The sequence below is a fragment of the Acinetobacter sp. KH_038 genome (genome assembly GCF_057839405.1).
Genome location: NZ_CM174489.1, coordinates 73,067 through 95,837, shown reverse-complemented (window position 1 = coordinate 95,837; position 22,771 = coordinate 73,067). Strand labels below are relative to the sequence as shown.

At 46.4% G+C, this 22,771-nt stretch carries 21 protein-coding genes; 11 read left to right on the top strand and 10 right to left on the bottom strand.

Annotated elements, in window-relative coordinates:
- Window positions 1-3: 3 nt before the first annotated feature.
- The 5 genes from urtE (at window position 4) to AC3IT7_RS00420 (ending at window position 4,747) form a co-directional block, all read left to right on the top strand.
- Window positions 4-702, top strand: coding sequence for an urea ABC transporter ATP-binding subunit UrtE (urtE, locus tag AC3IT7_RS00440; RefSeq protein ID WP_489249023.1), 699 nt, complete (start codon window positions 4-6; stop codon window positions 700-702).
- A 238-nt stretch (window positions 703-940) separates the two neighbouring features.
- The gene (locus tag AC3IT7_RS00435) at window positions 941-1,990 is read left to right on the top strand and encodes an aliphatic amidase (protein WP_489249022.1); all 1,050 of its coding nucleotides are present in this window, start codon (window positions 941-943) and stop codon (window positions 1,988-1,990) included.
- A gap of 24 nt (window positions 1,991-2,014) precedes the next feature.
- Window positions 2,015-3,130: an AAA family ATPase gene (locus tag AC3IT7_RS00430; RefSeq protein ID WP_489249021.1), complete on the top strand. Its 1,116-nt coding sequence runs from the start codon at window positions 2,015-2,017 to the stop codon at window positions 3,128-3,130.
- 37 nt (window positions 3,131-3,167) lie between these two features.
- Window positions 3,168-4,346, top strand: coding sequence for a formamidase (gene fmdA, locus AC3IT7_RS00425; RefSeq protein WP_475653664.1), 1,179 nt, complete (start codon window positions 3,168-3,170; stop codon window positions 4,344-4,346).
- Window positions 4,347-4,450: 104 nt separating this feature from the next.
- Window positions 4,451-4,747 carry an FmdB family zinc ribbon protein gene (locus AC3IT7_RS00420; protein WP_489249020.1) on the top strand — a complete coding sequence of 99 codons (297 nt, stop codon included), beginning with the start codon at window positions 4,451-4,453 and terminating at the stop codon, window positions 4,745-4,747.
- A 75-nt stretch (window positions 4,748-4,822) separates the two neighbouring features.
- On the opposite strand, the gene parE is transcribed toward AC3IT7_RS00420, so the two are convergent.
- Window positions 4,823-6,703 (bottom strand): DNA topoisomerase IV subunit B, encoded by a 1,881-nt coding sequence (gene parE / locus AC3IT7_RS00415; RefSeq protein WP_475653662.1) that lies wholly within the window; start codon window positions 6,701-6,703, stop codon window positions 4,823-4,825.
- Window position 6,704: 1 nt separating this feature from the next.
- A complete protein-coding gene (locus AC3IT7_RS00410; RefSeq protein WP_489249019.1) occupies window positions 6,705-7,298 on the bottom strand; it encodes a YqiA/YcfP family alpha/beta fold hydrolase in 594 nt (197 codons plus the stop codon).
- Between the two features lie 246 nt (window positions 7,299-7,544).
- Between AC3IT7_RS00410 and AC3IT7_RS00405 the strand changes: the two genes are divergently transcribed.
- A complete protein-coding gene (locus tag AC3IT7_RS00405; RefSeq protein ID WP_475653660.1) occupies window positions 7,545-8,876 on the top strand; it encodes a PGAP1-like alpha/beta domain-containing protein in 1,332 nt (443 codons plus the stop codon).
- A gap of 52 nt (window positions 8,877-8,928) precedes the next feature.
- On the opposite strand, the gene AC3IT7_RS00400 is transcribed toward AC3IT7_RS00405, so the two are convergent.
- Window positions 8,929-9,456 (bottom strand): disulfide bond formation protein B, encoded by a 528-nt coding sequence (locus tag AC3IT7_RS00400; RefSeq protein ID WP_489249018.1) that lies wholly within the window; start codon window positions 9,454-9,456, stop codon window positions 8,929-8,931.
- 18 nt (window positions 9,457-9,474) lie between these two features.
- The gene (gshA, locus tag AC3IT7_RS00395) at window positions 9,475-11,052 is read right to left on the bottom strand and encodes a glutamate--cysteine ligase (RefSeq protein WP_489249017.1); all 1,578 of its coding nucleotides are present in this window, start codon (window positions 11,050-11,052) and stop codon (window positions 9,475-9,477) included.
- A 212-nt stretch (window positions 11,053-11,264) separates the two neighbouring features.
- Here gshA and AC3IT7_RS00390 point away from each other — a divergent pair, with 212 nt between their 5' ends.
- The 3 genes from AC3IT7_RS00390 to AC3IT7_RS00380 are packed head-to-tail and all read left to right on the top strand — an operon-like array spanning window position 11,265 to window position 13,711.
- Entirely contained in the window at window positions 11,265-11,804 is a 540-nt protein-coding gene (locus AC3IT7_RS00390; RefSeq protein ID WP_489249016.1) for a DUF924 family protein, read from the top strand.
- 42 nt (window positions 11,805-11,846) lie between these two features.
- Window positions 11,847-12,398, top strand: coding sequence for a CC0125/CC1285 family lipoprotein (locus tag AC3IT7_RS00385; RefSeq protein WP_489249015.1), 552 nt, complete (start codon window positions 11,847-11,849; stop codon window positions 12,396-12,398).
- Window positions 12,399-12,409: 11 nt separating this feature from the next.
- Complete coding sequence (locus AC3IT7_RS00380; RefSeq protein ID WP_489249014.1) at window positions 12,410-13,711, top strand: DUF445 domain-containing protein; 1,302 nt, start codon at window positions 12,410-12,412, stop codon at window positions 13,709-13,711.
- 94 nt (window positions 13,712-13,805) lie between these two features.
- Here the strand turns inward: AC3IT7_RS00380 and AC3IT7_RS00375 are convergent, their stop codons facing one another.
- Complete coding sequence (locus AC3IT7_RS00375) at window positions 13,806-14,093, bottom strand: DUF2798 domain-containing protein (protein WP_100329529.1); 288 nt, start codon at window positions 14,091-14,093, stop codon at window positions 13,806-13,808.
- 258 nt (window positions 14,094-14,351) lie between these two features.
- Here AC3IT7_RS00375 and argS point away from each other — a divergent pair, with 258 nt between their 5' ends.
- Together argS and AC3IT7_RS00365 are read left to right on the top strand one after the other, a co-directional pair.
- Window positions 14,352-16,142 (top strand): arginine--tRNA ligase, encoded by a 1,791-nt coding sequence (argS, locus tag AC3IT7_RS00370; RefSeq protein WP_489249013.1) that lies wholly within the window; start codon window positions 14,352-14,354, stop codon window positions 16,140-16,142.
- A 228-nt stretch (window positions 16,143-16,370) separates the two neighbouring features.
- The gene (locus AC3IT7_RS00365) at window positions 16,371-16,985 is read left to right on the top strand and encodes an SPOR domain-containing protein (RefSeq protein WP_489249012.1); all 615 of its coding nucleotides are present in this window, start codon (window positions 16,371-16,373) and stop codon (window positions 16,983-16,985) included.
- Between the two features lie 241 nt (window positions 16,986-17,226).
- Here AC3IT7_RS00365 and asd read toward each other — a convergent pair whose 3' ends face one another.
- The 5 genes from asd to AC3IT7_RS00340 form a co-directional block, all read right to left on the bottom strand.
- Window positions 17,227-18,078 carry an archaetidylserine decarboxylase gene (gene asd / locus AC3IT7_RS00360; protein ID WP_489249011.1) on the bottom strand — a complete coding sequence of 284 codons (852 nt, stop codon included), beginning with the start codon at window positions 18,076-18,078 and terminating at the stop codon, window positions 17,227-17,229.
- Window positions 18,075-18,923, bottom strand: coding sequence for a sulfurtransferase (locus tag AC3IT7_RS00355; protein ID WP_489249962.1), 849 nt, complete (start codon window positions 18,921-18,923; stop codon window positions 18,075-18,077). Before AC3IT7_RS00355 ends, asd begins: the two co-directional genes overlap by 4 nt.
- Before the next feature lie 181 nt (window positions 18,924-19,104).
- Complete coding sequence (gene pncB, locus AC3IT7_RS00350; RefSeq protein WP_489249010.1) at window positions 19,105-20,310, bottom strand: nicotinate phosphoribosyltransferase; 1,206 nt, start codon at window positions 20,308-20,310, stop codon at window positions 19,105-19,107.
- A 118-nt stretch (window positions 20,311-20,428) separates the two neighbouring features.
- Window positions 20,429-20,959 carry an ankyrin repeat domain-containing protein gene (locus tag AC3IT7_RS00345; RefSeq protein WP_489249009.1) on the bottom strand — a complete coding sequence of 177 codons (531 nt, stop codon included), beginning with the start codon at window positions 20,957-20,959 and terminating at the stop codon, window positions 20,429-20,431.
- A 186-nt stretch (window positions 20,960-21,145) separates the two neighbouring features.
- The gene (locus AC3IT7_RS00340; RefSeq protein ID WP_489249008.1) at window positions 21,146-22,660 is read right to left on the bottom strand and encodes a catalase; all 1,515 of its coding nucleotides are present in this window, start codon (window positions 22,658-22,660) and stop codon (window positions 21,146-21,148) included.
- Window positions 22,661-22,771: the final 111 nt, after the last annotated feature.

Here is a 22,771-nt window from a genome sequence, read left to right as displayed (position 1 = left end):
ACGATGAGCGGATTATTAGAAATTAATTCTTTGTGTTCAGGCTATAAACAAAGTCAGGTCATTCATGACCTAGAACTCAAGATTCAACCTAAAGAAATTGTTGCCATCATGGGACGTAACGGGATGGGTAAAACCACCCTATTTAAAACCCTGATCGGTGATATTAAAAATACCAAGGGTGAAATCAAACTCGATGGTAAAAATTTAGAAACGCTTGATCCTTATCAACGTGTAGAAAATGGCGTGGCATACGTTCCTCAAGGACGGATGATTTTCTCGACCATGTCTGTATTGGAAAATATCCAAACCGGTCTACCTGCATCTGCCAATGGCAAAGTTCCTGATGATTTGTATGCCTTGTTCCCTGTGCTTTGGGATATGCGTAAACGTAAAGGCGGAAACTTATCGGGAGGGCAACAACAGCAATTGGCGATTGCCCGTGCTTTAGCCACCAATCCTAAAGTGTTGCTCTTGGATGAGCCAACCGAAGGCATTCAACCATCGATTATTAAAGACATTGCCAAAACCTTAAAAGAAATTCGTAACCAACGCGATTTAACCATTGTGGTGTCTGAGCAGGTGTTAAGTTTTACCATGGCAATGGCAGATCGCTTCTTGGTGATTGATAAAGGTCGTTTCGCTTATGAAGACGTGCGTGAAAATGTCGATGAAACCACCATCAGCAAATATCTATCTGTCTAAATAGCGTATCGTTTCATTCTCTCCCCTGTTGATTCAGGGGATTTTTTTATTCTTGTTTTTATCATTTTTTATTCAACTTTTTTTCTGTTTGAAGTCGATAAATTATTTTACTTTTCATTCAAAAATCAGCAGAAAAAATCACATTTCATATACGCAATTCAACGTATTTTTAAACCGCACATTTCAGGCGACACTCGATCTATCAAGAATAAATACTCAGTAGTGTTGGAGAAATTAAATGCGTCACGGTGATATCTCAAGTAGTCCAAATACAGTCGGTGTAGCAGTCGTGAATTATAAAATTCCTCGCCTACATACCAAGGCTGAAGTACTTGAGAATGCAAAAAAAATTGCAGAAATGATAAAAGGGATTAAACAAGGGATTCCAGGTATGGATCTGATTGTATTCCCTGAATACAGCACCATGGGCATTATGTACGATCATGATGAAATGATGGCAACGGCTGCCACTATTCCGGGTGATGAAACAGCGTTTTTCTCGCAAGCCTGCATTGAAGCCAATGTGTGGGGCGTGTTCTCCATTACAGGTGAACAACATGAAGAACACCCGCATAAAGTGCCATATAACACTTTAGTGCTGATCAATAACCAAGGCGAAATTGTTCAGAAATACCGCAAAATTATTCCATGGTGTCCAATTGAAGGCTGGTGTCCAGGTGATACGACTTATGTGACTGAAGGTCCTAAAGGCATCAAGATGTCACTGATCATCTGTGATGATGGTAACTATCCTGAAATCTGGCGTGACTGTGCCATGAAAGGTGCTGAACTTGTGGTTCGTTGCCAAGGCTATATGTACCCTGCTGCTGAACAGCAAGTCAACATGTCGAAATCAATGGCATGGGCAAATAATGTCTATGTGGCAGTTGCCAATTGCACAGGCTTTGATGGCGTCTACACGTACTTTGGTCACTCTGCATTGGTCGGTTTCGACGGTCGTACCTTAGGTGAATGTGGCACGGAAGAAAATGGCATTCAATATGCGCAGCTTTCACTGCACGAAATTCGTGATGCACGCAAATATGACCAATCACAAAACCATTTATTTAAATTATTACACCGTGGTTATACAGGCGTACATACCAATGGTGATGGTGATGGTGATAAAGGCATCCCAGACTGTCCATTCGACTTCTATAAAACATGGGTTTTGGATGCACAAAAAGCCCAAGAAAATGTGGAAAAAATTACCCGTTCAACCATTGGCGTGGCGGAATGCCCAATCGGCAACTTGCCACATGAAGGTCTAGAAAAAGAAGCTTCTTAAGCGCCATTGAGGGAGGTATGACCCATGACATTTGCCAGTGAACGAATGACAGCCAACCAAGATACTTTGGCAAAACAACGTTATGAGATGCAAAGCAAACAACGTATTGCGCGTACCTCACGCTTTAGTTTTGATCCTGATGCAGTGATGCAACACGTGCGCTCTCGCATCATTGGACAAAGTGCTGCACTGGATGAAATTGAAAATATGCTGGTGACGGTGAAGGCAGATTTTAATGCCCCTCACCGTCCGCTCAGTGTGACCCTCATGTTGGGTCCCACTGGGGTGGGTAAAACTGAAACCGTTCGCCTCATTGCAGAAGCGATTCATGGTAAAGCCGATGCCTTTTGCCGAATCGACATGAATACCTTGGCTCAAGAGCATTATGCCGCAGCCTTAACAGGTGCACCTCCGGGTTATGTCGGTTCAAAAGAAGGCAACACTTTATTTGATGAAGCACTGATTCAGGGCAGTTTTTCTAAGCCAGGCATTGTGCTGTTTGATGAGATTGAAAAAGCCAGTACCGAAGTCATTCGTGGTCTGCTCAATGTCTTAGAAACAGGCACATTAAAGCTCACCGCAGGCACCAAAGTTCTCGACTTTAAAAACTGCATGATCTTTATGACCAGTAATGTCGGTGCAAAGGATGCTCAAGCACGTTTAAAAACCATTGCTAAGCTTCCCAAACCCTTACAAAACCTCGCGCGACTGACCAAGTTAGATGATAGCGAAATTACGGCACGTGCTTTGCATAAGAAGTTCGATCCAGAATTTTTAAATCGTATTGAACGAATTTTGCATTATGCGGCTGTTGAGTCAGATTTTGCGGCCACTTTGGTGGATTTAGAACTCAGCAAACTGAATCAACGTTTACATAAACAAAGTCGTGTCCTTGAGTTAAGTCCAGCAGCACGTTCGTTGCTATCAAGTGGGCATGATGTACGTTTCGGGGCACGCGGTTTAGGGCGACGTTTTAGAATATTACTTGAGCCTAAATTGGCGAAGTTTTTCCTGCAACATCCTGACGCAAGCCAGATTTTGGTGGATTGCGACGGTACAGGTTTAACCATCATTGCCCTAAACAGCGATGTCGCTACCGAGACAGAATCGGTCTTGGTCATGGATGAAACCAAACATTAAAACGAGATTTATTTGACCTCAACATAGGGGATAACACATGCAACATATTAAAATTAAACCTGGGGTTCCACTAGCTGAACAAGCTGAAATTGGTCATAACCGTTGGCATCCAGACTTGCCATTTTTGACTTCGGTCAAGCCGGGGGAAGAAATTCTCATTGAAAGCTTGGATTTCTTGGATGCTCAGATCAAGGACAATGATGACGTTTCTGACGTTCAAAATGTCGATTTGACCCGTGCCCATCCACTGACAGGGCCGTTCTATGTTGAAGGTGCTGAACCGGGCGACTTGCTGGTCATTGACCTATTAGATATTCAACCGATCTCTGATGTTGGTTTCTCAGGTGTATTTGCCAAAGAAAATGGCGGTGGTTTCCTTGCTGATTATTTCCCTGATGCAGACAAAGCCATTTGGGATTTAAAAGGTTTATTTGCAACTTCACGTCATATTCCGGGCGTGCGTATTGCAGGTTTAAAACACCCTGGTTTGATGGGAACATTGCCTTCTCATGATCTGCTCAAAGAGTGGAATCGTCGTGAAGCCCTGCTTGTACCAAAAGGTCAAGCCAATCCACCAGATCCACGTACTGCCGTTTTACGTGGCGTGACCGGTGCTGAATTTGATCGTATGGCGGCAGAAGCGGCTCGTACCGTTCCACCGCGTGAACATGGTGGTAACACGGATATTAAAGACTTGGCAGCAGGTAGCCGCATCTACTTCCCTGTTTATCAAAAAGGCGCAGGCTTCTCGATGGGTGACCTACACTTCTCGCAAGGGGATGGTGAAATCGGTTTCTGTGGTGCAATCGAAATGGATGGTGTAACCCGTGTCGGTTTCGACTTGATCAAAGGGGGTATGGCGAAATACAACATTGATTCACCGATCTTTGTACCAAGTAATGTGAAGCCAAACTATGATCAATGGTTAACCTTCGAAGGCATCAGCGTCGAAAATGATGTGAACTATTATCTAGATGCAACGGTGGCGTATCGCCAAGCGTGTTTAAAAGCGATTAAGTACTTAGAGAATTTCGGTTTCACAGGCTCTCAAGCGTATATGCTGTTAACGGCTGCACCTATTGAAGGTCGTATTGGCGGTATCGTGGACATTCCAAACTGTGCGTGTACAGTCTCTTTACCAACCTCAATCTTTGAGCAAGACATTTTGCCGAAAGGCGCGCTCAATGATGATAAATTCTGGGGACGTAGACGCTAGCTTTTAAGTGTTTTCATGCAAGCTTCACACCGAGTAGCAGTTCCTTATCAATTTCGCTACTCGGCTTTTTTAATTTAAAATTTTCTAGGTACAGGAGTACAGAAATGCCGTTATATGATTTCCGCTGTGAACACTGTGAAGGAATTTTTGAACAGCGTGTACCTATTGCTCGTATTTCAACAGATACGATTGAATGTAACTACTGTAACCAACAGACTTTAGCAAAACCGATGATCACAGGTCATCAGCAAATCAACATGAAAACCAAATGGCGTCCAAGCTCAGGTGCTGAACAGCTTGCAGGTCCACTGGTAGAAGGTCCTGGGACCAGTCAAAATAATGCACGTAACTCTGTACTCCACAATTGTCGCGGTATTAACTGCTCACTCTGCGATATATAACATCAATTTGAGCCAAGATTTTAATAATAAAAAAGCCCGCAATTACGGGCTTTGTGTTAAAAGAAAATAGCTGTATTACACAATAATATCGGCCAGATTGCCTTTTTGCTCTAACCATTCTTTACGGTCACTGGCGCGTTTTTTTGCCAGTAACTTGTCCAGCAAGCCTGCGGTGAAATGACTATCATCCAGGTCCAGCTGCACCAAACGGCGTGTATTTGGATCAAGTGTGGTCTCACGTAACTGGCTGGCATTCATCTCGCCCAGACCTTTGAAGCGGGTGATTTGCGGATTTTTGCTTTTACATTTTTTCAGGATGCCATCCAGCTCGTCGTCATCCAGGGCATAATGCACGTCTTTGTTGTCATCGATACGATACAACGGCGGCATCGCCACAAATAAATGTCCTGCTTCCACCAGAGTGGGGAAATGCTTCACAAACAAGGCACACAGCAAAGTCGCAATATGCAGACCATCAGAGTCGGCATCGGCCAGAATACAGATCTTGCCATAACGCAGCTCTGACAAGTCATCCGAACCCGGATCGACCCCAATCGCAATTGCGATGTTATGCACTTCCTGCGACGCCAGAACCTCATCAGAAGACACTTCCCAGGTATTTAAAATCTTGCCGCGAATTGGCATGATCGCCTGAAAGTTTTTATCACGTGCCTGTTTGGCAGATCCCCCTGCTGAATCTCCTTCGACAATAAACAGTTCAGATTGTTCCAGTTCGTGACCGACACAATCCGACAATTTACCCGGTAAGGTTGGCCCGGCCACAATCTTTTTACGTTCAACTTTTTTTGCCGCTTTCAGACGGCGACCGGCCTTGGAAATTGCCATTTCTGCCAGTTGCATGGCAATGTCGGAGTTTTGATTTAACCAGAGTGCAAAGGCATCTTTGGCAATATTTTGCACAATCCCGGATGCTTCACGACTCGACAGACGTTCTTTAGTTTGACCCGAGAACTGTGGCTCCTGAAATTTCAGCGACAGTATATAGTTGACTCCATCCCAGACATCTTCTGCAGACAGTTTCATATTCCGTGGCAACAGATTACGCAGCTCGCAGAACTCACGCATCGCATCGGTCACGCCTGAACGTAGACCATTGACATGGGTCCCGCCCTGCGCAGTCGGAATCAGGTTGACATAGGATTCCTGAATGCTGTCGCCGCCTTCCACATTCCAGCAAATTGCAAATTCGGCACTGGCCCGCTCGGCCTCACCTGTTGCTACAAAAGCGGGTGCAGGAATAATTTCACGGTCTTCTAGCTCATCCATCAAATAGTCGACCAGACCATTTTCAAACTGCCAGGTGATCTTTTCATCATTGATCTGATCAATATAATTGATCTGTAAGCCCGCCGCCAAAACCGCTTTGGCTTTAAGATTATGCTTTAGGGCTTTTAAGGCAAACTTGGGTGAATCGAAATATTTGGCTTCAGGCCAGAAATGCACTGCAGTTCCAGATGCCCGTTTCGGTGCCTTGCCGGCCAGCACTTCAAGCGGTGCCACCGGTTCACCATTTTCGAAGGCCATTTTATACAGGTTGCCCTGACGCTGAACTTCGACTTCTACACGGGTCGAAAGCGCATTGACCACGGAAATTCCGACCCCGTGCAAACCACCGGAAAACTGGTAATTGTCGGTACTGAACTTACCACCGGCATGCAGCTTGGTCATGATGATTTCAATACCACTTTGACCATATTCGGGGTGAATATCGACTGGCATACCACGACCGTTATCGTCAACAGACAATGAACCATCTTTGTAGACGGTCACGGTAATCTTGTTGGCATGTCCGGCCAGTGCCTCATCGACAGCATTATCAATCACTTCCTGCGCCAGATGGTTCGGACGAGAGGTATCGGTATACATGCCCGGACGACGACGTACCGGATCCAGACCAGATAAAACTTCAAGAGATTGAGCCGTATATTGAGACACGTTATTCGGTTTCCTTTTTTATGCAGTCCAACAAAAACTGTAAGAGCAGCGGAATTTTCTCCGCAAAATCATCCATCCCGTGACTGCCATTTGCTTCGGTCATCAGCATTGCAGGGGGACGCGCAGCACTATAATAACGATGTGCTTCACGATAATCCAAAACTTCATCGCCTTGTTGCAGCAGAACCAGCATTTTGTCTGCATCTTGTGCAACTGGCAGGGCCAATTGTTGCAGTTGCAGCAGATCTGTCTCATCCAGACACCAGTTTGGATGGACCTGCAAAGGCAACTGCTCGTCAAACAGTTCACGAAACAGCTGCCATGGTCGCATTGCCGGATTAATCAGTACAGCAGGCACAGCATGCTCTGCGACCAGATGTGTCGCATAGAATCCCCCGAGACTGCTCCCCACCAGGGCCACCTCATGCATTGACTCAATCAGGGCAGAAACATGTGCAATCGCATCTTTGGGTGGCATGTTTAAATCGGGCAAATGTACCTGAATTCCGGGGTATTTTGCACAGTAGTGTTGCAGCAATGTACCCTTGATTGAGTGCGCATTACTTCTAAAGCCATGCAAATAAATAATATTCATGAACTACCAACAAAAATCCCGTTAATCATTAAAATTTAATTTAAAAAATGTGAAGTACACTACAATAGTAGACCAGTTAATTGCTTAAATTGTCTGACAAAAAAGCCGGAGATGTTCTGTAATTCTCGCTATTTTAGAATGAGGCCCTAAAAACCTGGAAACACCATAAGAAAAAGAATTTATACCGCGAAGTTCTTTAAAAAGAAAGATGGCAACACATGCGGCTCATTGAAAGGACAGGATCAGATGCCAAGTTTGACACCGTTACATGAAACCTATTGTCGCTGGGACCGAACCCCACCGAGTCAGGCCGATGTACTGGAAGGTCTGGCACAGCTGGTAACGACGCGCTTTAACGACGTGATTCAGGAGCTGATCAAGAGTATTCAACGCGAAATTTTAATGAGTATTTTTGGTTTGAGTGAAAATAATTCACAAAAACTTCAGAATATTCCATCGATTGCCCGGCTTTATCAAATGTCCTATGACATGCTGTTTCACTATGGCAACACCCTGATTGCGCCCGGGCTACGCCAGATTATTGAGCGTTTTCCCAAACTGCATAATAAGCCGCTGACACCTTCCTTGCATTTTCTGGTCAGTGCCCTGAATGGCATTATCGGGGATTATCTACTGAAATATCAGAATCCTCTGGCGCTGCCGATGGTGATCTATGACCACTATGGTTCATTGCAAAATGGCGAGTTAAGCGGGCGAATTACCCTGTTTGTGCATGGCTTATGTATGAACCATCTCGACTGGTCAAATCGCAAGTATGAAGGGATCGGGGAAAAATTACTGGCACAGCGCGACCGCAATACCATGCTGTATCTAAACTACAATACCGGACGGCGGATTTCTGCCAATGGTCGCAGCCTGGCTAATACCTTGCAGGATCTGGTCACTCGTAATCCGAGAATTACCAGTATTGACCTGATCGGGCATAGCATGGGCGGTCTGGTCTCGCGTAGTGCGCTGTTTTATGGCAAGCAGAATGTGTATGACTGGGTCAATATGGTAGAGAATCTGGTTTGTCTGGGTTCACCGCATCATGGTGCAGTACTGGAACGGTTTGGTTTTAGCCTGCAGGACAAACTCGGACATTTCCCTCTGATCCGGCTGATTGGTCATCTGGTCAATATTCGCAGTAACGGGATTCTGGATTTACGCCATGGCAGCGTCCGTGATGATGACTGGGAACATAATCCGCTTCGGATCGGCTTCATGGACGATAACCGTAAACCGGCCCCGATTCCCTCGCATATCGATACCTATCTGGTTGCAGGCACCATCGAATTTGAAAACCGTAAGAACAAGACCTTGCATGTGATTGGCGACTATCTGGTCAGTATCAAGAGTGCTCTGGGTGAGCATCCCAATCCGCGTTTCCAGCTCAAAGTGCCGGATGCACACAAGGCGATTTTCTATGGCCTGAACCATTTTGAAATTCAATATCATCCGCTGGTGGCGGAACAGGTGGCACGCTGGTTCTATCCAAGTCTGGAAGATGCAGCCTTTGACCAGATTCGTGAATATATGACGGATCTGGACAGTCTGGAAGGTATTGCCCTGACTTAACCCTCAGTACATTAAAAAGCCCGCAATTGCGGGCTTTTTAATAGCAACTTGATTAATATTTATCTCTCAGTCGTTTTACGGGTGCGGTTTTATATTTACGCAGCAGTTGCCATAGACTGACCAGCAATAAAATACTGAAGAAGATCAGGGACCAGACCGGTAAAGACTGCCCCAAGAAAGTCCAGTCAATGGTGGCACACTCACCGGAACCATTCAGCACCTGTTGCAGCACGGACTGCATTGGCAAGGTATCCAGCCAGTATTCCAGACCAGGACCACAACTCGGCACCTGATCCGGTGGCAGGTTCTGTAGCCAGACATGCCGGGCGGCCACACCCACAGACCATAGAATACTGAGCGAACCCAGCAAGGCATACAGTCGCTTCATGCCATTGGATTTAGGATTATGCAGACATGCGATGAGTGAGATGATCCCCAGTCCAATTAATCCCACACGCTGAAATACACACAATGGACAAGGCGCCAGGCCTTGTACATGCTCAAGATATAAGGCAAATGCCATGCCGATGACAGCAGCCAGAAACAACATACCACTCACGAAGCGATAACCCCATTGCATGGTGAATCCTCTTATTTTTTATCGATATTGGGCTAAATAATCAGTAAAACTGACGCTGCTATCTTGCTCGAGTTGCTGTTGCTGCTGCAATGACTTTTGTGACATTTCTTCAAAATAAGCCAGGGTTTCCGGGCTAAGCTGATGCGCTTCATAGACACTGCTATGTTGCTGCGCCAGATGCTGTCCAAAGTGCCACATACTGCCTTGAGTGCGGGTATCGCCCACCACCAGTGCCGATAAGGTCGCATCAACTTCATCGACCCGAATCTGCATCATCTTCATGGCATTGCAATACAGGTCGGTGGCATAGGTCTGGTCTAACAGCTCGGCCAAAGGCTGCATACGTTGCAGATGCATGGCACACCAGTCTTCAATCGGATAGCTCTGGCCATCGGCCAGAATGGCAGCATTCGGCGCACGGCCACGATTGACGACCTCGGCCTGGTTCTGCTCGATAATATCCTGTTCAGCGCTGAATAATGCCGGGCTGTCCTGCAATAAACAGTACAAGGCCACCACTTCCAGGAAACCGGCAGTTTCTTCATTAATCCCGATCGGGCTGTATGGGTTGACATCGACAGCACGCAGCTCGACATAGGCAATTCCGCGATTTTCAAGGGCCTGAGATGGGGTTTCACCCTCTAGCGGCACCTGCTTCGGACGGACCAGACTGTAATATTCATTTTCGATTTGCAGCACATGATCATTGATCTGCGTCGGCTGGCCATCGGCTGCATTCAGCCCAAGACGGCTAAACGGTTTATACGGCGTTTTGACTGCTTTTTGCAGTCCCTCTAAATAGTCTTGCAAGTTATTATAGTGAATGCCGAGCTGTTTCTGGGCGGAATTCTGATAGCCAAAACGACCCATACGCAATGCTGTCGCATACGGGGTATACAGGGTGCCCTTCACCAAAGGCAACAGATGATGATCACGACCGGTCATAAAGCACTGGCAGACTGCCGGACTGGCACCCACCAGGAACATCACCAGTGGGGTCAGACGAATAAAGTTGCGGATCAGGCCCATATAACGGTGGCTGCGATAATCCTGCAGGCTTAAGGCCTTGAGTGCCTCATCCTGTTCCTGCGCTTGCAAGGCTTCAAACAGGTGATCCGGGAAAGACAGGTTGTAGTGCACCCCTGAAATGGTCTGCATGCGGCGACCATAACGCACGCCCAGACCATGACGATACAAGGTTTTAAACAGGCCGATATTCGAGCTGCCATACTGCGCCAGCGGAATGCTTTCATCGCGGCTATCCAGCATGCAGGGCATCGACATTGGCCAGAGTTTTTCATCATTTTCCAGATGACGATGCACAATCGCGTGAATATCACTGAGATAGTCCAGGGCTTTCTTGATGGTATCCTGCGGTGGAGTAATGAACTCCATCAAGGCTTCAGAATAGTCGGTGGTGATATGTGGATGAGTCAGGGCTGAACCCAAGGCACGCGGATGCCCTGCCTGTGACAGGAAACCATCACTCTGCATACGTAAGCTTTCACGCTCAATACCACGCAGCATGCCTTTGATGAGTGACGACTCGACCCAGGTCGGTAACACATTTTGGGAAGTCGATTCAGGTTGACTCATTACAATCTCGCTTAAGGGGGGCTAAACTATTAAATTAAAATCATCAGTTTAATCAGTATAACGTGATTTCTGGTCGGCACATTATAGGCTGTATAGATTTCAGGCAAACCATTGATTTTTAATTTGGCAAATTTTTAACACAAAGTTTCTCTATAAGACATGTGAAATTTGTGATTTTATTAAGAAAGAAATGCTAATGAATTGTAAATATTATGAATTATCAAGATATTTTAGACTTTTGGTTTCATGCCGACAGTCAACCGCTGTGGTTTAGTCAAAGTCACGAATTCGACCAAAGTATTGCGCAGCAGTTCATGAGCACGCACCAGCAGGCCGCCCGGGCTGAACTCTGGTCCTGGCGTAAAACAGCAGAAGGCCGTCTGGCCGAGATTATCGTTCTAGATCAGTTTTCACGGAATTTATTCCGTGATTCTGCACAAGCTTTTGCGCAGGACAGTCTGGCCTTGGCCTTGGCACAAGAAGCCATTAGCCTGGATCTGGACCAGCAGCTCAGTCCTGAACAACGCGCTTTTTTATATATGCCATTCATGCACAGCGAATCTAGACTGATACACGAATTTGCACTCAAGCTGTTCCAGCGTCTGGGCAATCCGACCAATCTGGAATTCGAGAAAAAGCACAAGGTTATTATCGACCGCTTTGGACGCTATCCTCATCGTAACCGGATCCTCGGTCGTGAATCGACCGCGGAAGAATTAACATTCCTGACCCAGCCCGACAGCAGCTTTTAAAGGCTGTGGTGGCGACTGGATCATTGCATCAGGAGATCGAACATGAAAAATATGCTACTGGGATTGAGTGTGATCGCTGCCATCAGCCTGACAGGTTGTGCAACGACGCCGTCAAAACCATTAACGTTTGATCAGTTAGGCCGTTACAGTACCACACCACTCAACAACAACACCTATCGTATCGGATTTCAGGCCCGGCCAAATATGAGCTTCGGTACGGCCGAAGAAATTGCCCTGGTCAAAGCCGCCCAGACCACCGTACAAAATGGCTTTCAGTTCTTTAGAGTGCTGAATGATCCAAGTAACCGCACCCAGCAACCGCCACGTCAGGCAATCGTCTACCCGGCACCGAGTTTTTATCCGTATGGCTATTACCGTCGCTATCCGGGGTTCTGGCCAGATCCATTCTATGACCATCCTTATACCGTCACCCTGGATCCGGCTCAGGTGGCATATACCATTGAATGCTTCAAAGCCGGTCAGGCACCTAGCGATGCTTTCGATGCGCGCTTGATTTTACAGTCACTTGGGGCTAAATATGGTTTAAGTCCATCCGGCGCGGTGCTGCAACCGCAACCGGCCAATCCCTCTTGACAGGATGATTTATGCAGACAGAGAGTATCTCACCGAGCTTACAACGCAGTAAACGTTTTGCGACCATCGCACTGGTGGTCGCGGTACTGATCTGGTTGGCACTCATGCTTGCCGCCAAACTGCTGCCAGAATATGTCTGGCTGATTCATATCCTGATGCTCTCTGCAGAAGCCGGTGTGGTCGGCGGTCTGGCTGACTGGTATGCGATTACCGTACTGTTCCGCAATCCTTTTGGCCGCTTGCCGATCCCGAAATTTTTACGTGACCATACTGAAATCATTCCCCGCAACAAGGCCCGTATTGCAGAGTCGATGGGCCGTTTTGTGCAGGAAAACTTTCTCTCTCCGCAAATTGTACAGCGCAGTCTGGCCAGTACCGACCTGAGTCTGGCCGCGGGGCGCTGGCTGGCCAATCCGCAGAATAATGCCCAGGTCACCCAGGTGATCCAGCAAACCGTGCCGAAGGTTTTTGAATTTGTCGGGCAAGAACAGATTGCCGGGTTTATCCAGAATAATAGCGTGCAATGGGTCAAGAATACCCAGATCAATACCCTGGCCAGCGAGATGCTGCGCGCCGTACTCGAAAATGATTTCCATCAGGATGTACTACAACGCGGACTAGACGTGGTACATGCCTGGATGAGCTCCCATCCTGAAGAAACCCGGGAACTCACCCGCAACCTGTTCAAGGAAATGGGTGTCTGGAAACTGGCCAAAGGCGCGAGCTGGATCGGGATTGATGTGCAGCAACGCAGTATTGATTCTGTGATTCAGCGGGTTGAAGCGATGCTGGCCGACCCGGATCACCCTTGGCGGCTTAAAATTGAGGAAACTGGTCACAACTGGATGTTGCAACTGGCCGATAACCACAGTGAAGCCAGCCAGCGTCTGAATGAAACCAAGGATGCCCTGCTCGATAGCCCGCAGGTACTGAATTTTATCAGCGGTGCCGTGGTGATTTTATGTGATGCGATCAAGGAGGATTTGCAAAAACCGGATTCCGGTATTGCCGAGAATCTCAGGATTGCGATTCAGCAGGTTGGAGAAAATATTATCTCGAATGCTTCAGTACGTGAGCTGTTAAATAAACGTCTTAGCGGGATCGCGGTTGACCTGAGTGATCAGTACAGTGAGAAAGTGATTCGATTTATCAGCGAACGCATTCACGAATGGGATTCGAGCGAGATGATCGACAAGATTGAAAATGAAGTCGGTGGTGACCTGCATATGATCCGTGTCAATGGTGTCGTGGTCGGTGCCTGTATCGGTCTGGTGCTCGGGATGATCAGAGCAGCAGTGGAGCATTTGATTTAAATATCATTTTTCCTGGACACAGCCTGGCCCTGCAGCAAAGCCAGGCGGTTTGAAATCTAATTAATTCAGCCTCTGTCAGTGTTGTTCCAAGCAATCACTTGGGGGCTTGGGGGCCTGACATATCTACCAGCAGTCCGGTAAATTTGCGTACAAATGGCAATAAGGTCACCACGATTGGAAAGGCAATTGCCCAGGAAATCATCCAGTTATGAAACCAGAGCGCTATAAATCCATCGATCCAGCCCAAGTTGCGCAGCATATTGATCAAGGAAATAATGCCACTCATCAGGCAGGACAAAATAAATGGCACAATGATCAGTGCCCATTTTGCAGGAAGTTTAGGAATATTGCCGATAATGGTCGGACGTTGTGGTAAAGCCATGCTGACTCTTGTTAATTATTTTTCAGATCACCAATAATAAGCCAAATCCCGCACTTTGGAGGACTGATTTTTTTATTGGCAGCATTTTCTCTAAAACTGATTTCATTTTCACCAGATCCGTCCGGTGCTTTTGGGTTTACTGCACAAAATTTATGGCAGTTGATCGTATAAATTTTATTCCCTGGAAATGCTTTTACCTAAAGAGCATGAAATTTGCTATATTTGCTGTTTTTCTGCGACATTTATTTTCGACTGATTATGAACACGGCAATCCAAGCAGCTCTAGAACATGCAGTGCAATCCCTTCAAGCTGAAGGTGTCCTCCCATCTGACTGGAACAATACCAGCAGTTTGACGCGTACCAAAGACCGAACCCATGGTGATTTCGCGTCAAATATCGCGATGATTGCCTCTAAAGCTGCGGGTATGAAGCCGCGTGATTTAGCAGAAAAAATTCTTGCTGCACTTCCTGAAGTAGCAGATATCAGCAAGGCAGAAATTGCAGGTCCTGGTTTTATTAACTTCTTTTTAAATGCAGACCAGCGCTTTGTGGTACTCGATCAAATTGCAGCACAACAAGAAACTTATGGCCGTACCCATGTCAATGCTGACAAGCGCATTCAGGTTGAATTCGTCTCTGCCAATCCGACCTCTAGCCTGCATGTAGGTCATGGTCGTGGTGCAGCTTATGGGATGACCGTTGCCAATCTTTTAGAAGCGACTGGTGCCAAAGTTGACCGCGAATACTATGTCAATGACGCTGGCCGTCAAATGGACATTCTGGCAACCTCAACTTACCTGCGTTATTTAGAATTAACCGGTCAGGAACTGGTATTCCCAAAAAATGCTTATCAGGGCGACTATGTCAAAGAAATCGCGCAAAGCATTATTGACCAGCATGGCGATGCCTATGTCCGCCCTGTGGCTGATGTGTATAAAGATGTGCCTGAAGATGTGCAATTTGCAGCTGAACTGGATGCAGATGGCAACAAGGTGGTGCTCTCTGGCGATAAAGAAAAACACATTGATGGTTTGATCTTTAATTCTCAGGCGTTGATTGGTACAGGCTACCGCGTATTCTTGCAGGCCGCACTGAAAGCGATTCTGGATGATATTAAAGATGACCTGGGCGAGTTTGGTGTCACTTTCAACCAATGGTTCAGCGAAGAATCATTAACCGAAAAAATTGAAGAAGCCTTACAGACCCTAGAACAACGCGGTTTCCTTTATGAAAAAGATGGCAACATCTGGTTCAAATCGACTGAATTTGGCGATGAAAAAGACCGTGTGGTAAAACGCCGTAATGGCCAGACCACCTATTTTGCCTCTGACATCGCTTATCACTTAAATAAATTACAACGTGGCTATACCGATATCATTGATATCTGGGGTTCTGACCACCACGGTTATATTGCACGTGTCAAAGCTGCGATTGATGCACTGGGCTATGACTCGAAAAAATTAACAGTCCTTCTTGTTCAGTTTGTCAGCCTATGGCGTGGCGGCGAGATGGTACAAATGTCATCCCGTTCAGGCCAGTTCGTGACTTTGCGTGACTTGCGTAAAGAAGTCGGCAACGATGCTGCACGTTTCTACTACGTGATGCGTAAATCTGAACAACACATCGACTTTGATCTGGACCTGGCTGTATCGCAAAGCAAGGACAATGCCGTGTATTACATCCAGTATGCGCATGCCCGAATCTGCCGTATGCTGGAAAAAGCGGCCGCTACAGGCGTGACTTTTGATGCGACGACAGCACGTACTCTGGCGGCACGTCTGGAACTCGATGCTGAAGCTGAAGTGCTGGCCAAACTGGCGGCATATCCAGAAATTCTGGTACGTGCTGCAAACAGCTATGAGCCACATCAAATTGGTAATTATCTGAAAGAGTTGGCAGCCTTGTTCCACGGCTGGTACAACGACAATAAAGTATTGGGCGATGATGCTGAATTGACTCAGGCACGTTTACTGTTATCGGTAAATGTTCGCCAGGTACTGCGCAATGGCCTGGAACTGCTTGGTGTGTCTGCGCCTGAGAGTATGTAAGCACTGCTTTGCATACTTGATGTTACACCTAAAACGATTGTTGTAGCGATTCAAAAATACCTGGCAAATTCTGCCAGGTATTTGAAAAATAGCTCCAGTATAAATCTGGTGTGCAGTTTGATCTAAATAATGACATTTAGATCCGAATCACATAGGATGAAATAATAGTCAGGCATTACTGCGGTGATGCCTTTGCTATGAGGCCACCCCATATAGAGGAAATTCCAAGTGTTTGGAAAAACGCAACGCGGTGTATCTGAAAGACCGAATAAGCCTAAAAAGCCACTGATTCCGACCTGGCTCGGCACACTCGTGATCATTTTAATCGTGTTAAGTTTTTTAATGGCACTGATGCTGTGGAAGCCATGGGAACCGGTTAAGCCTCAAGTACAGACCAGCTCTGAACATCTTCAGCAAGAAGATACCAATAAAGATTACCGTTTTTATGATTTGTTGCCACAACAACAAGTGACTCCGATTCCTGAACAGGCTGTACCAGAAACCAAAAGTCAGAATGCTGTAGTCATTGTAGAAGCGCCTCGACCGGAAGTGCCTGAACCTGTAGCCAATCCCGAACCTGGCTTAGAAGCCAGCGAAGCACCAGTTGCAGCTCCGGCCAGCTATATTCTGCAGGTCCGCAGTTTTGATGATCCGGATCAGGCCGATGCGCGCCGCGCCGAAATTATTCTGAATGGCCTGTCTGCCGATGTGGTCAGAAGCGTAGAAAATGGCAAAGTCTGGTATCGTGTGGTTTCGGGACCTTATGACTCTGCAGAAGCCGCGATTATCGCGCAGCAAACCTTGCAAAATAGCGGGATTGATTCAATTGTAGTGAAACGATAAATTTCTAGAACTAAAAAAGCGCCATCAGGCGCTTTTTTAGTTTTTCAATTTCTCCCTTTTTTAAAGGGAAGTTGGGAGGGATTAGCTAAAATTAAATTCCCTTTGGAAAACAGGAAGCTCCCACTCCTTCTCGGAGATGAAACGTCTTGCTTTGAATTAAAGCGCAAGAGGCGGAGATTAAATATTAAATCCCCCTCAATCCCCCTTTGAAAAAGGGGGAAGCAATAAGAGACTCAAATCTTTAAACTGTATGCCCCAGTGCTTCCCCCATATTCACCAGAGAATTGGCCTTGAAGGCTGCATCCCACTGCATTTTATTTTCTTCAAATAAAATCACCGCAGTTGAACCGAGGTAGAAACGTCCCAGTTCGGCGCCTTTTTCCAGGAACAGATCATGCTGGTTTAACTCGATCCGGCCAGAAGGTTTAACCTTGCCGGTGGCGACGGTCTCAATACCCGCCACGATCATCGCACCAACCAGCACCACCGCCATACGGCCGATTTCAGTATCAAACAGGCAGACCATGCGTTCATTGCGGGCAAACAGACCCGGAATATTTTCTGCCGTAACCTGATTGACCGAGAACAGCTCGCCCGGTACATACAAGGTTTCAGTTAATGTGCCTGCAAATGGCATATGCACACGGTGATAATCACGTGGCGACAAATATACCGTCGCAAACTCGCCATTTTTGAAGGGCTCAGCCAGTTGCGGATCAGCAATCAGCGCTTCTACAGTAAATTTTTGACCTTTGGCCTGAAACACATCACCATTTTCAATTTTACCAAGCTGGGAAATCGCACCATCTGCTGGCGAAACAACGCTGCTGGCATCGGGATCAACCGCGCGGATGCCTTCTTTCAGGGCCCGGGTAAAGAATTCATTAAAAGATTTGAACTTCAGGGCATTGACCTGTTCAGCAATCGACATATCAATGCCGTACTGGGCCTTAAAGGCGGTAATCACAGCCGTTTTGATAATCGGGTTTTCGCTGGCAGCAATTTTGCCGACCACGCGAGACAAGCGATGTTGCGGTACTAATCGTTGAGCTTTAATAAAAAACTGTTGTTTTAAACGTGATGTGATGCTCAAGATGGCACCTCCCCTGTAGCGATTGGACTATTGAGGCGGTTGCCCCATTCACTCCACGCACCATCATAGGCTCGAATTTTCCAGCCCAGTAAGCGGCCCAGAATATAGGCCAAACCTGAGCGATGATGGGACTGGCAGTACACCACAACCGGCCGATTCAAATCGAAGCCCAGTTGTTCCAGACGCTGCTGAGTACGTGGTAAAGGCTGCAATTTTAAATGATTTTGCCGGTTAAGGGCAGTACTCCATTCAAAATGACGTGCTCCCGGAATGTGACCGCCGCGTCGCGCTGCCAGACGCAGACCAGTATATTCATCTTCAGTGCGGCAATCCCACAGTTGAACTTCTTGCTTTTCAACAAGCTGGCACAATTCATCATACCCAATTTGAAACGCGGCTTTTTGTTCGAGATTTACCGGAACTAAATGACTGACCGGGCTAAATATTTCCTGAGCGGAAGAGGTCGGCAAACCGGCACCAAGCCAGGCATGAATCCCGCCATTCAATAAACTGGTATTTTCAAACCCCAGACAATGCAGATTCCAGAGTAAACGTCCAGCCCATGCCCCGCCCTCATCATCATAAGCCACCACATGATGCTCAGGCGAAATGTTTAGATAAGCAATCAGCGCCTGCAAGCCGTCGATGTCCGGCAATAAGCCCATGCTATGTTCTTCCTGACGAACCAGCAGCTTGGGTTGCAGATGCAGGGCATGCGGAATATGCAGTTGCTCGTATACCGAAGCCCGACTGAGGTCAACAATACGAAGTTTTTCATGGCCCAGATAGGGAACTAAATCTTCTGCCTCAATCAGCAGGCCAAAATTAAAGGCTGAAGCGGTCATCGGTATCATGGCTATTCTTGGTCAAATTACCTTGATCTTAGCACAGCTCATTTTTAGCTTTATGCGGTTTCTTTTAAGATGATTAGCAAGATTTTAGATAAGCCAGCCCAAAAACCGTCCGGGATAAAAAAACCGCCTCTACAGAGAAGCGGTTCTAAAATTGCGTATGTCTGAAATAGACTTAGGCAGGTTCAGTAATCTCGAAAACCTGACGCAGATAAGCCAGGAAAGTATCATTATTGGTCATGGTTTTGCCTGGACTGTCCGAGATTTTTGCCACCGACTGCCGGTTACATTCCACCAGTTTCAGCACAATATTTAAAGGGGTTTGCCCCATATCGTTGGTCAGGTTGGTGCCAATGCCGAAACTGACCTGGAAACGGTCTTTAAAATATTGATGCAGTTTCCAGGCTTTTTCCAGATTCAGACCATCACTGAAAGTCAGCATTTTGGTTTTGCTGTCAATTTTCAGCTTTTTATAATGTGCATAGGCCTTGTCGCCCCAAACATAGGGATCGCCACTGTCATGACGCAGGCCGTCAAACAGTTTGGCAAAATACAGGTCGAAATCACGCAGGAAAGCATCCATACCGACCACATCGGTCAGGGCAATGCCTAAATCGCCACGATATTCTTGTACCCAGGTTTCCAGCGCAGATTTCTGGAAATTACGCAGACGTACATCAAGCGCCTGAAATGCTTGCAGGAATTCATGCGCCATGGTGCCAATCGGGGTAATACCCAGTTCCTTGGCCAACAGCACATTACTGGTACCGCGGAATACATGCGGTGCAGCTTTGTTGAATTCTTCTACCACATGCTTTTGCCATTCGAAACTATAACGGCGACGCGTACCAAAGTCCGACACCAGAAATGGTGGATCCTGTGGATTTTGCGATGCATCATATTGTTGTAGTAATTGCGTTTTTGCCTGTAAACGGCGCTCACCTTCAGCCATGACTTCAGGGCTACGGATCCGGCTAAAATACAGTTCATTGACAATTGCCAGCACGAAGATTTCAAACATCATCGCCTGAACCATCGGGCCTTCCACTTTAATGTCTAAACGGCCTTCACTATCAATACTGGCCTGAATGAAACGGCGTTTGAGCTGAAACAGTTCCAGATAGTCGACGAAATCACTCTTGATAAAACGCAGGCTTCTTAAGTATTGCAACTCGTCTTCTTTGAAGTTGAGCTGACACAGCAGATCAAGTTGATGATTGAGATCATCCAGAATATCCGTCAGCGGATAGACCGTGTCTTCCAGATTACGACAACGGAAATGATAGACACTATGCGTTTGCGGAAACTTGTGTAATACCACTTGCAACATGGTGAATTTGTACAAGTCAGTATCTAACAGAGAACGGATAATTGGAGCCATAATTAAGGAAATATCGCTGTGCTTATCTCTGCATTAAAGCATAAAAATTCATGCAATATTGCAGGATTTACGTACAGCCGGCTGAAACTGCGACAAAAGTATCAGGCCATAAAGCGTTTTATTTCTGAGGCTGGGCCTGGGTTGTGCCCTGTTCCTGAATGATTTTCTGGAGCTGTTTTTCCTGACCAATCACCCGGGCAAACTCGGCTGTGGTCTTTCGTCCGCTTTTCTCGGCCTGGGCATCACAGTCGACCTGATGCAGCTGTCTGGCAATGGTAAATTCCATTTTAAACAACGCACCCATCAAGGCAGTATTGCCCTTATTATCGCGGGCGCAGCGGTCAGCGCCGTGTTTGAGCAAGCTCGTTACAATACTCTGATGTCCATAATAGGTCGCCATCATCAGTGGTGTATAGCCATCGCTATTACGCACATCGGCCGGAAAACCGTGCTTTAAAAATTCATTGATCACTTCGTCATTGCCGGTTTTGGCCGCGGCAAAGAACAGTGCAACCAATTCCTGTTGCGAGTTCATCGGTGTAGTTGCAACACTTTTAGCGGAAGAGAGATCTTGTGCGCTGCTCAGGTTTGCAAACATGGCACCCAAGGCAAAAATACTGGCTAAAACTGCATGCTGCATAACTTTCATGATGGACTCCAACAGAAATCGAGTAGAGACATGAATCGAGTCTGATTCAGTTCAAATAAGAGAAAATGAATAAAACCGGGTGCCTGTAAAACTCCCCCTAGGGTGCAGGAAAGGTTTGGAGTTTTACAGGACTTTCTTGAGGTGACGTGCTAGACCCTAGTCACCAATTTGTCGGACTAATCCAAATTAGTCTTTGAATTGCGCTGCTTTGGCTTTCACAGTCGCAAGATTGCCCTTCACTGCTTTGGTCATACGCGTACCATAATCCGCGTCTGCCTTGTAGAAGTAAGACAACATGATGTGCTTGGTTTCAGAATCTTTGACATTGCCAAGATCTGCCGCCAGGTTCATGATTAAATCGTCTTTTTCTTTGGCAGTATATGAACGGTAAAGCTCACCGGCCTGCTTGAAGTTTTGCTCTTTCACACCCATTTGCTGGACTGTGCCGGCAAGTGGAGTCTGAACTGCACGCGCTTTTTCAGTTGCAGCTTTTGGCTCTTTACGGCTTGGTTCGTAGTTCACATCAGAATCACGCTCGCTCACATTCATATAACCTTCCTGGTTGTTGTTGTTCACAGCAACGATTGGACGGTTTACAGGAATTTGCTGGTGATTCACACCTAAACGGTACATTTGTGTATCTGAATAAGAGAAGATACGGCCCTGCAGCAAACGGTCTTCAGATGGTTCGATGCCCGGAACCAGGTTACCTGGTGCAAATGCAGCTTGCTCGGTTTCATTGAAGAAGTTCTTCGGCATACGGTTCAAGGTCAAGGTACCGACTTTGGTTTCTGGAACTAAATCGTTTGGCCAGATTTTGGTTGGATCCAGTGGATCGAAATCAAACTTGCCAAGGTCTTGAGGGTCCAATACCTGGATATACAGATCCCATTTCGGGAAGTTGCCTTTGTTGATGTTGTTGTAAAGATCATTGGTCAGGTGATTGAAATCTTTACCTTGCTGTTCCGCTGCTTCTTTAACGTTCAGACCTTTGACACCCTGTTGAGAGCGGAAGTTAAATTTAACGTATTTATATTCGCCTTTGTCGTTATACAGTTTGTAGGCATGAACACCAAAACCATCCTGTTCGCGGTAGCTGGTTGGTACACCTTGCTTGCCATACACATAAGTCAACATGTTGGTTGCCCATGGTTGACTAGAGAGGAAATCAAACACACGGTTGGCATCTTGAACGTTGTTGACCGGGCTTGGTTTCATCGCGTGAATAAAGTCCGGGAACTTGATCGCGTCACGGATAAAGAATACAGGGGTCTGGTTACCGACTAAGTCCCAGTTGCCTTCTTGGGTATAGAATTTGATGGCGAAGCCATGCGGATCACGCAAGGTTTCTGGAGAACCTTTACCGTGAATAACTGTCGACATACGCACAAAGACCGGGGTTTTGGTTCCCGCTTTGAACAATGAAGCAATGGTCAGATCTGACAGATCTTTGGTGGTAACGAATTCACCATAAGCACCTGTACCACGCGCATGAACAACACGTTCTGGAATACGCTCACGACCAAAACGTTGTAATTTTTGTACCAGCTGAACGTCCTGAAGTAAAACAGAACCATTTGGACCAGCAGTGATCGAGTTTTGATTGTCACCGACTGGTGCGCCATTGTCTTTAGTCAAAGGAGCCGCTTGTGCAGCTGTAATCGTTGCAAGCATTGCAACCAGTAATGAACGCTTAAACATTTCTAAATCTCTCAATTTATTACCTTTCCTGCATGGGCTAAGATATAGAAAAACCAAATATTGTTAAAACGGATTATTCTCATTACTTTAATCGCTTTATTAAATATATAA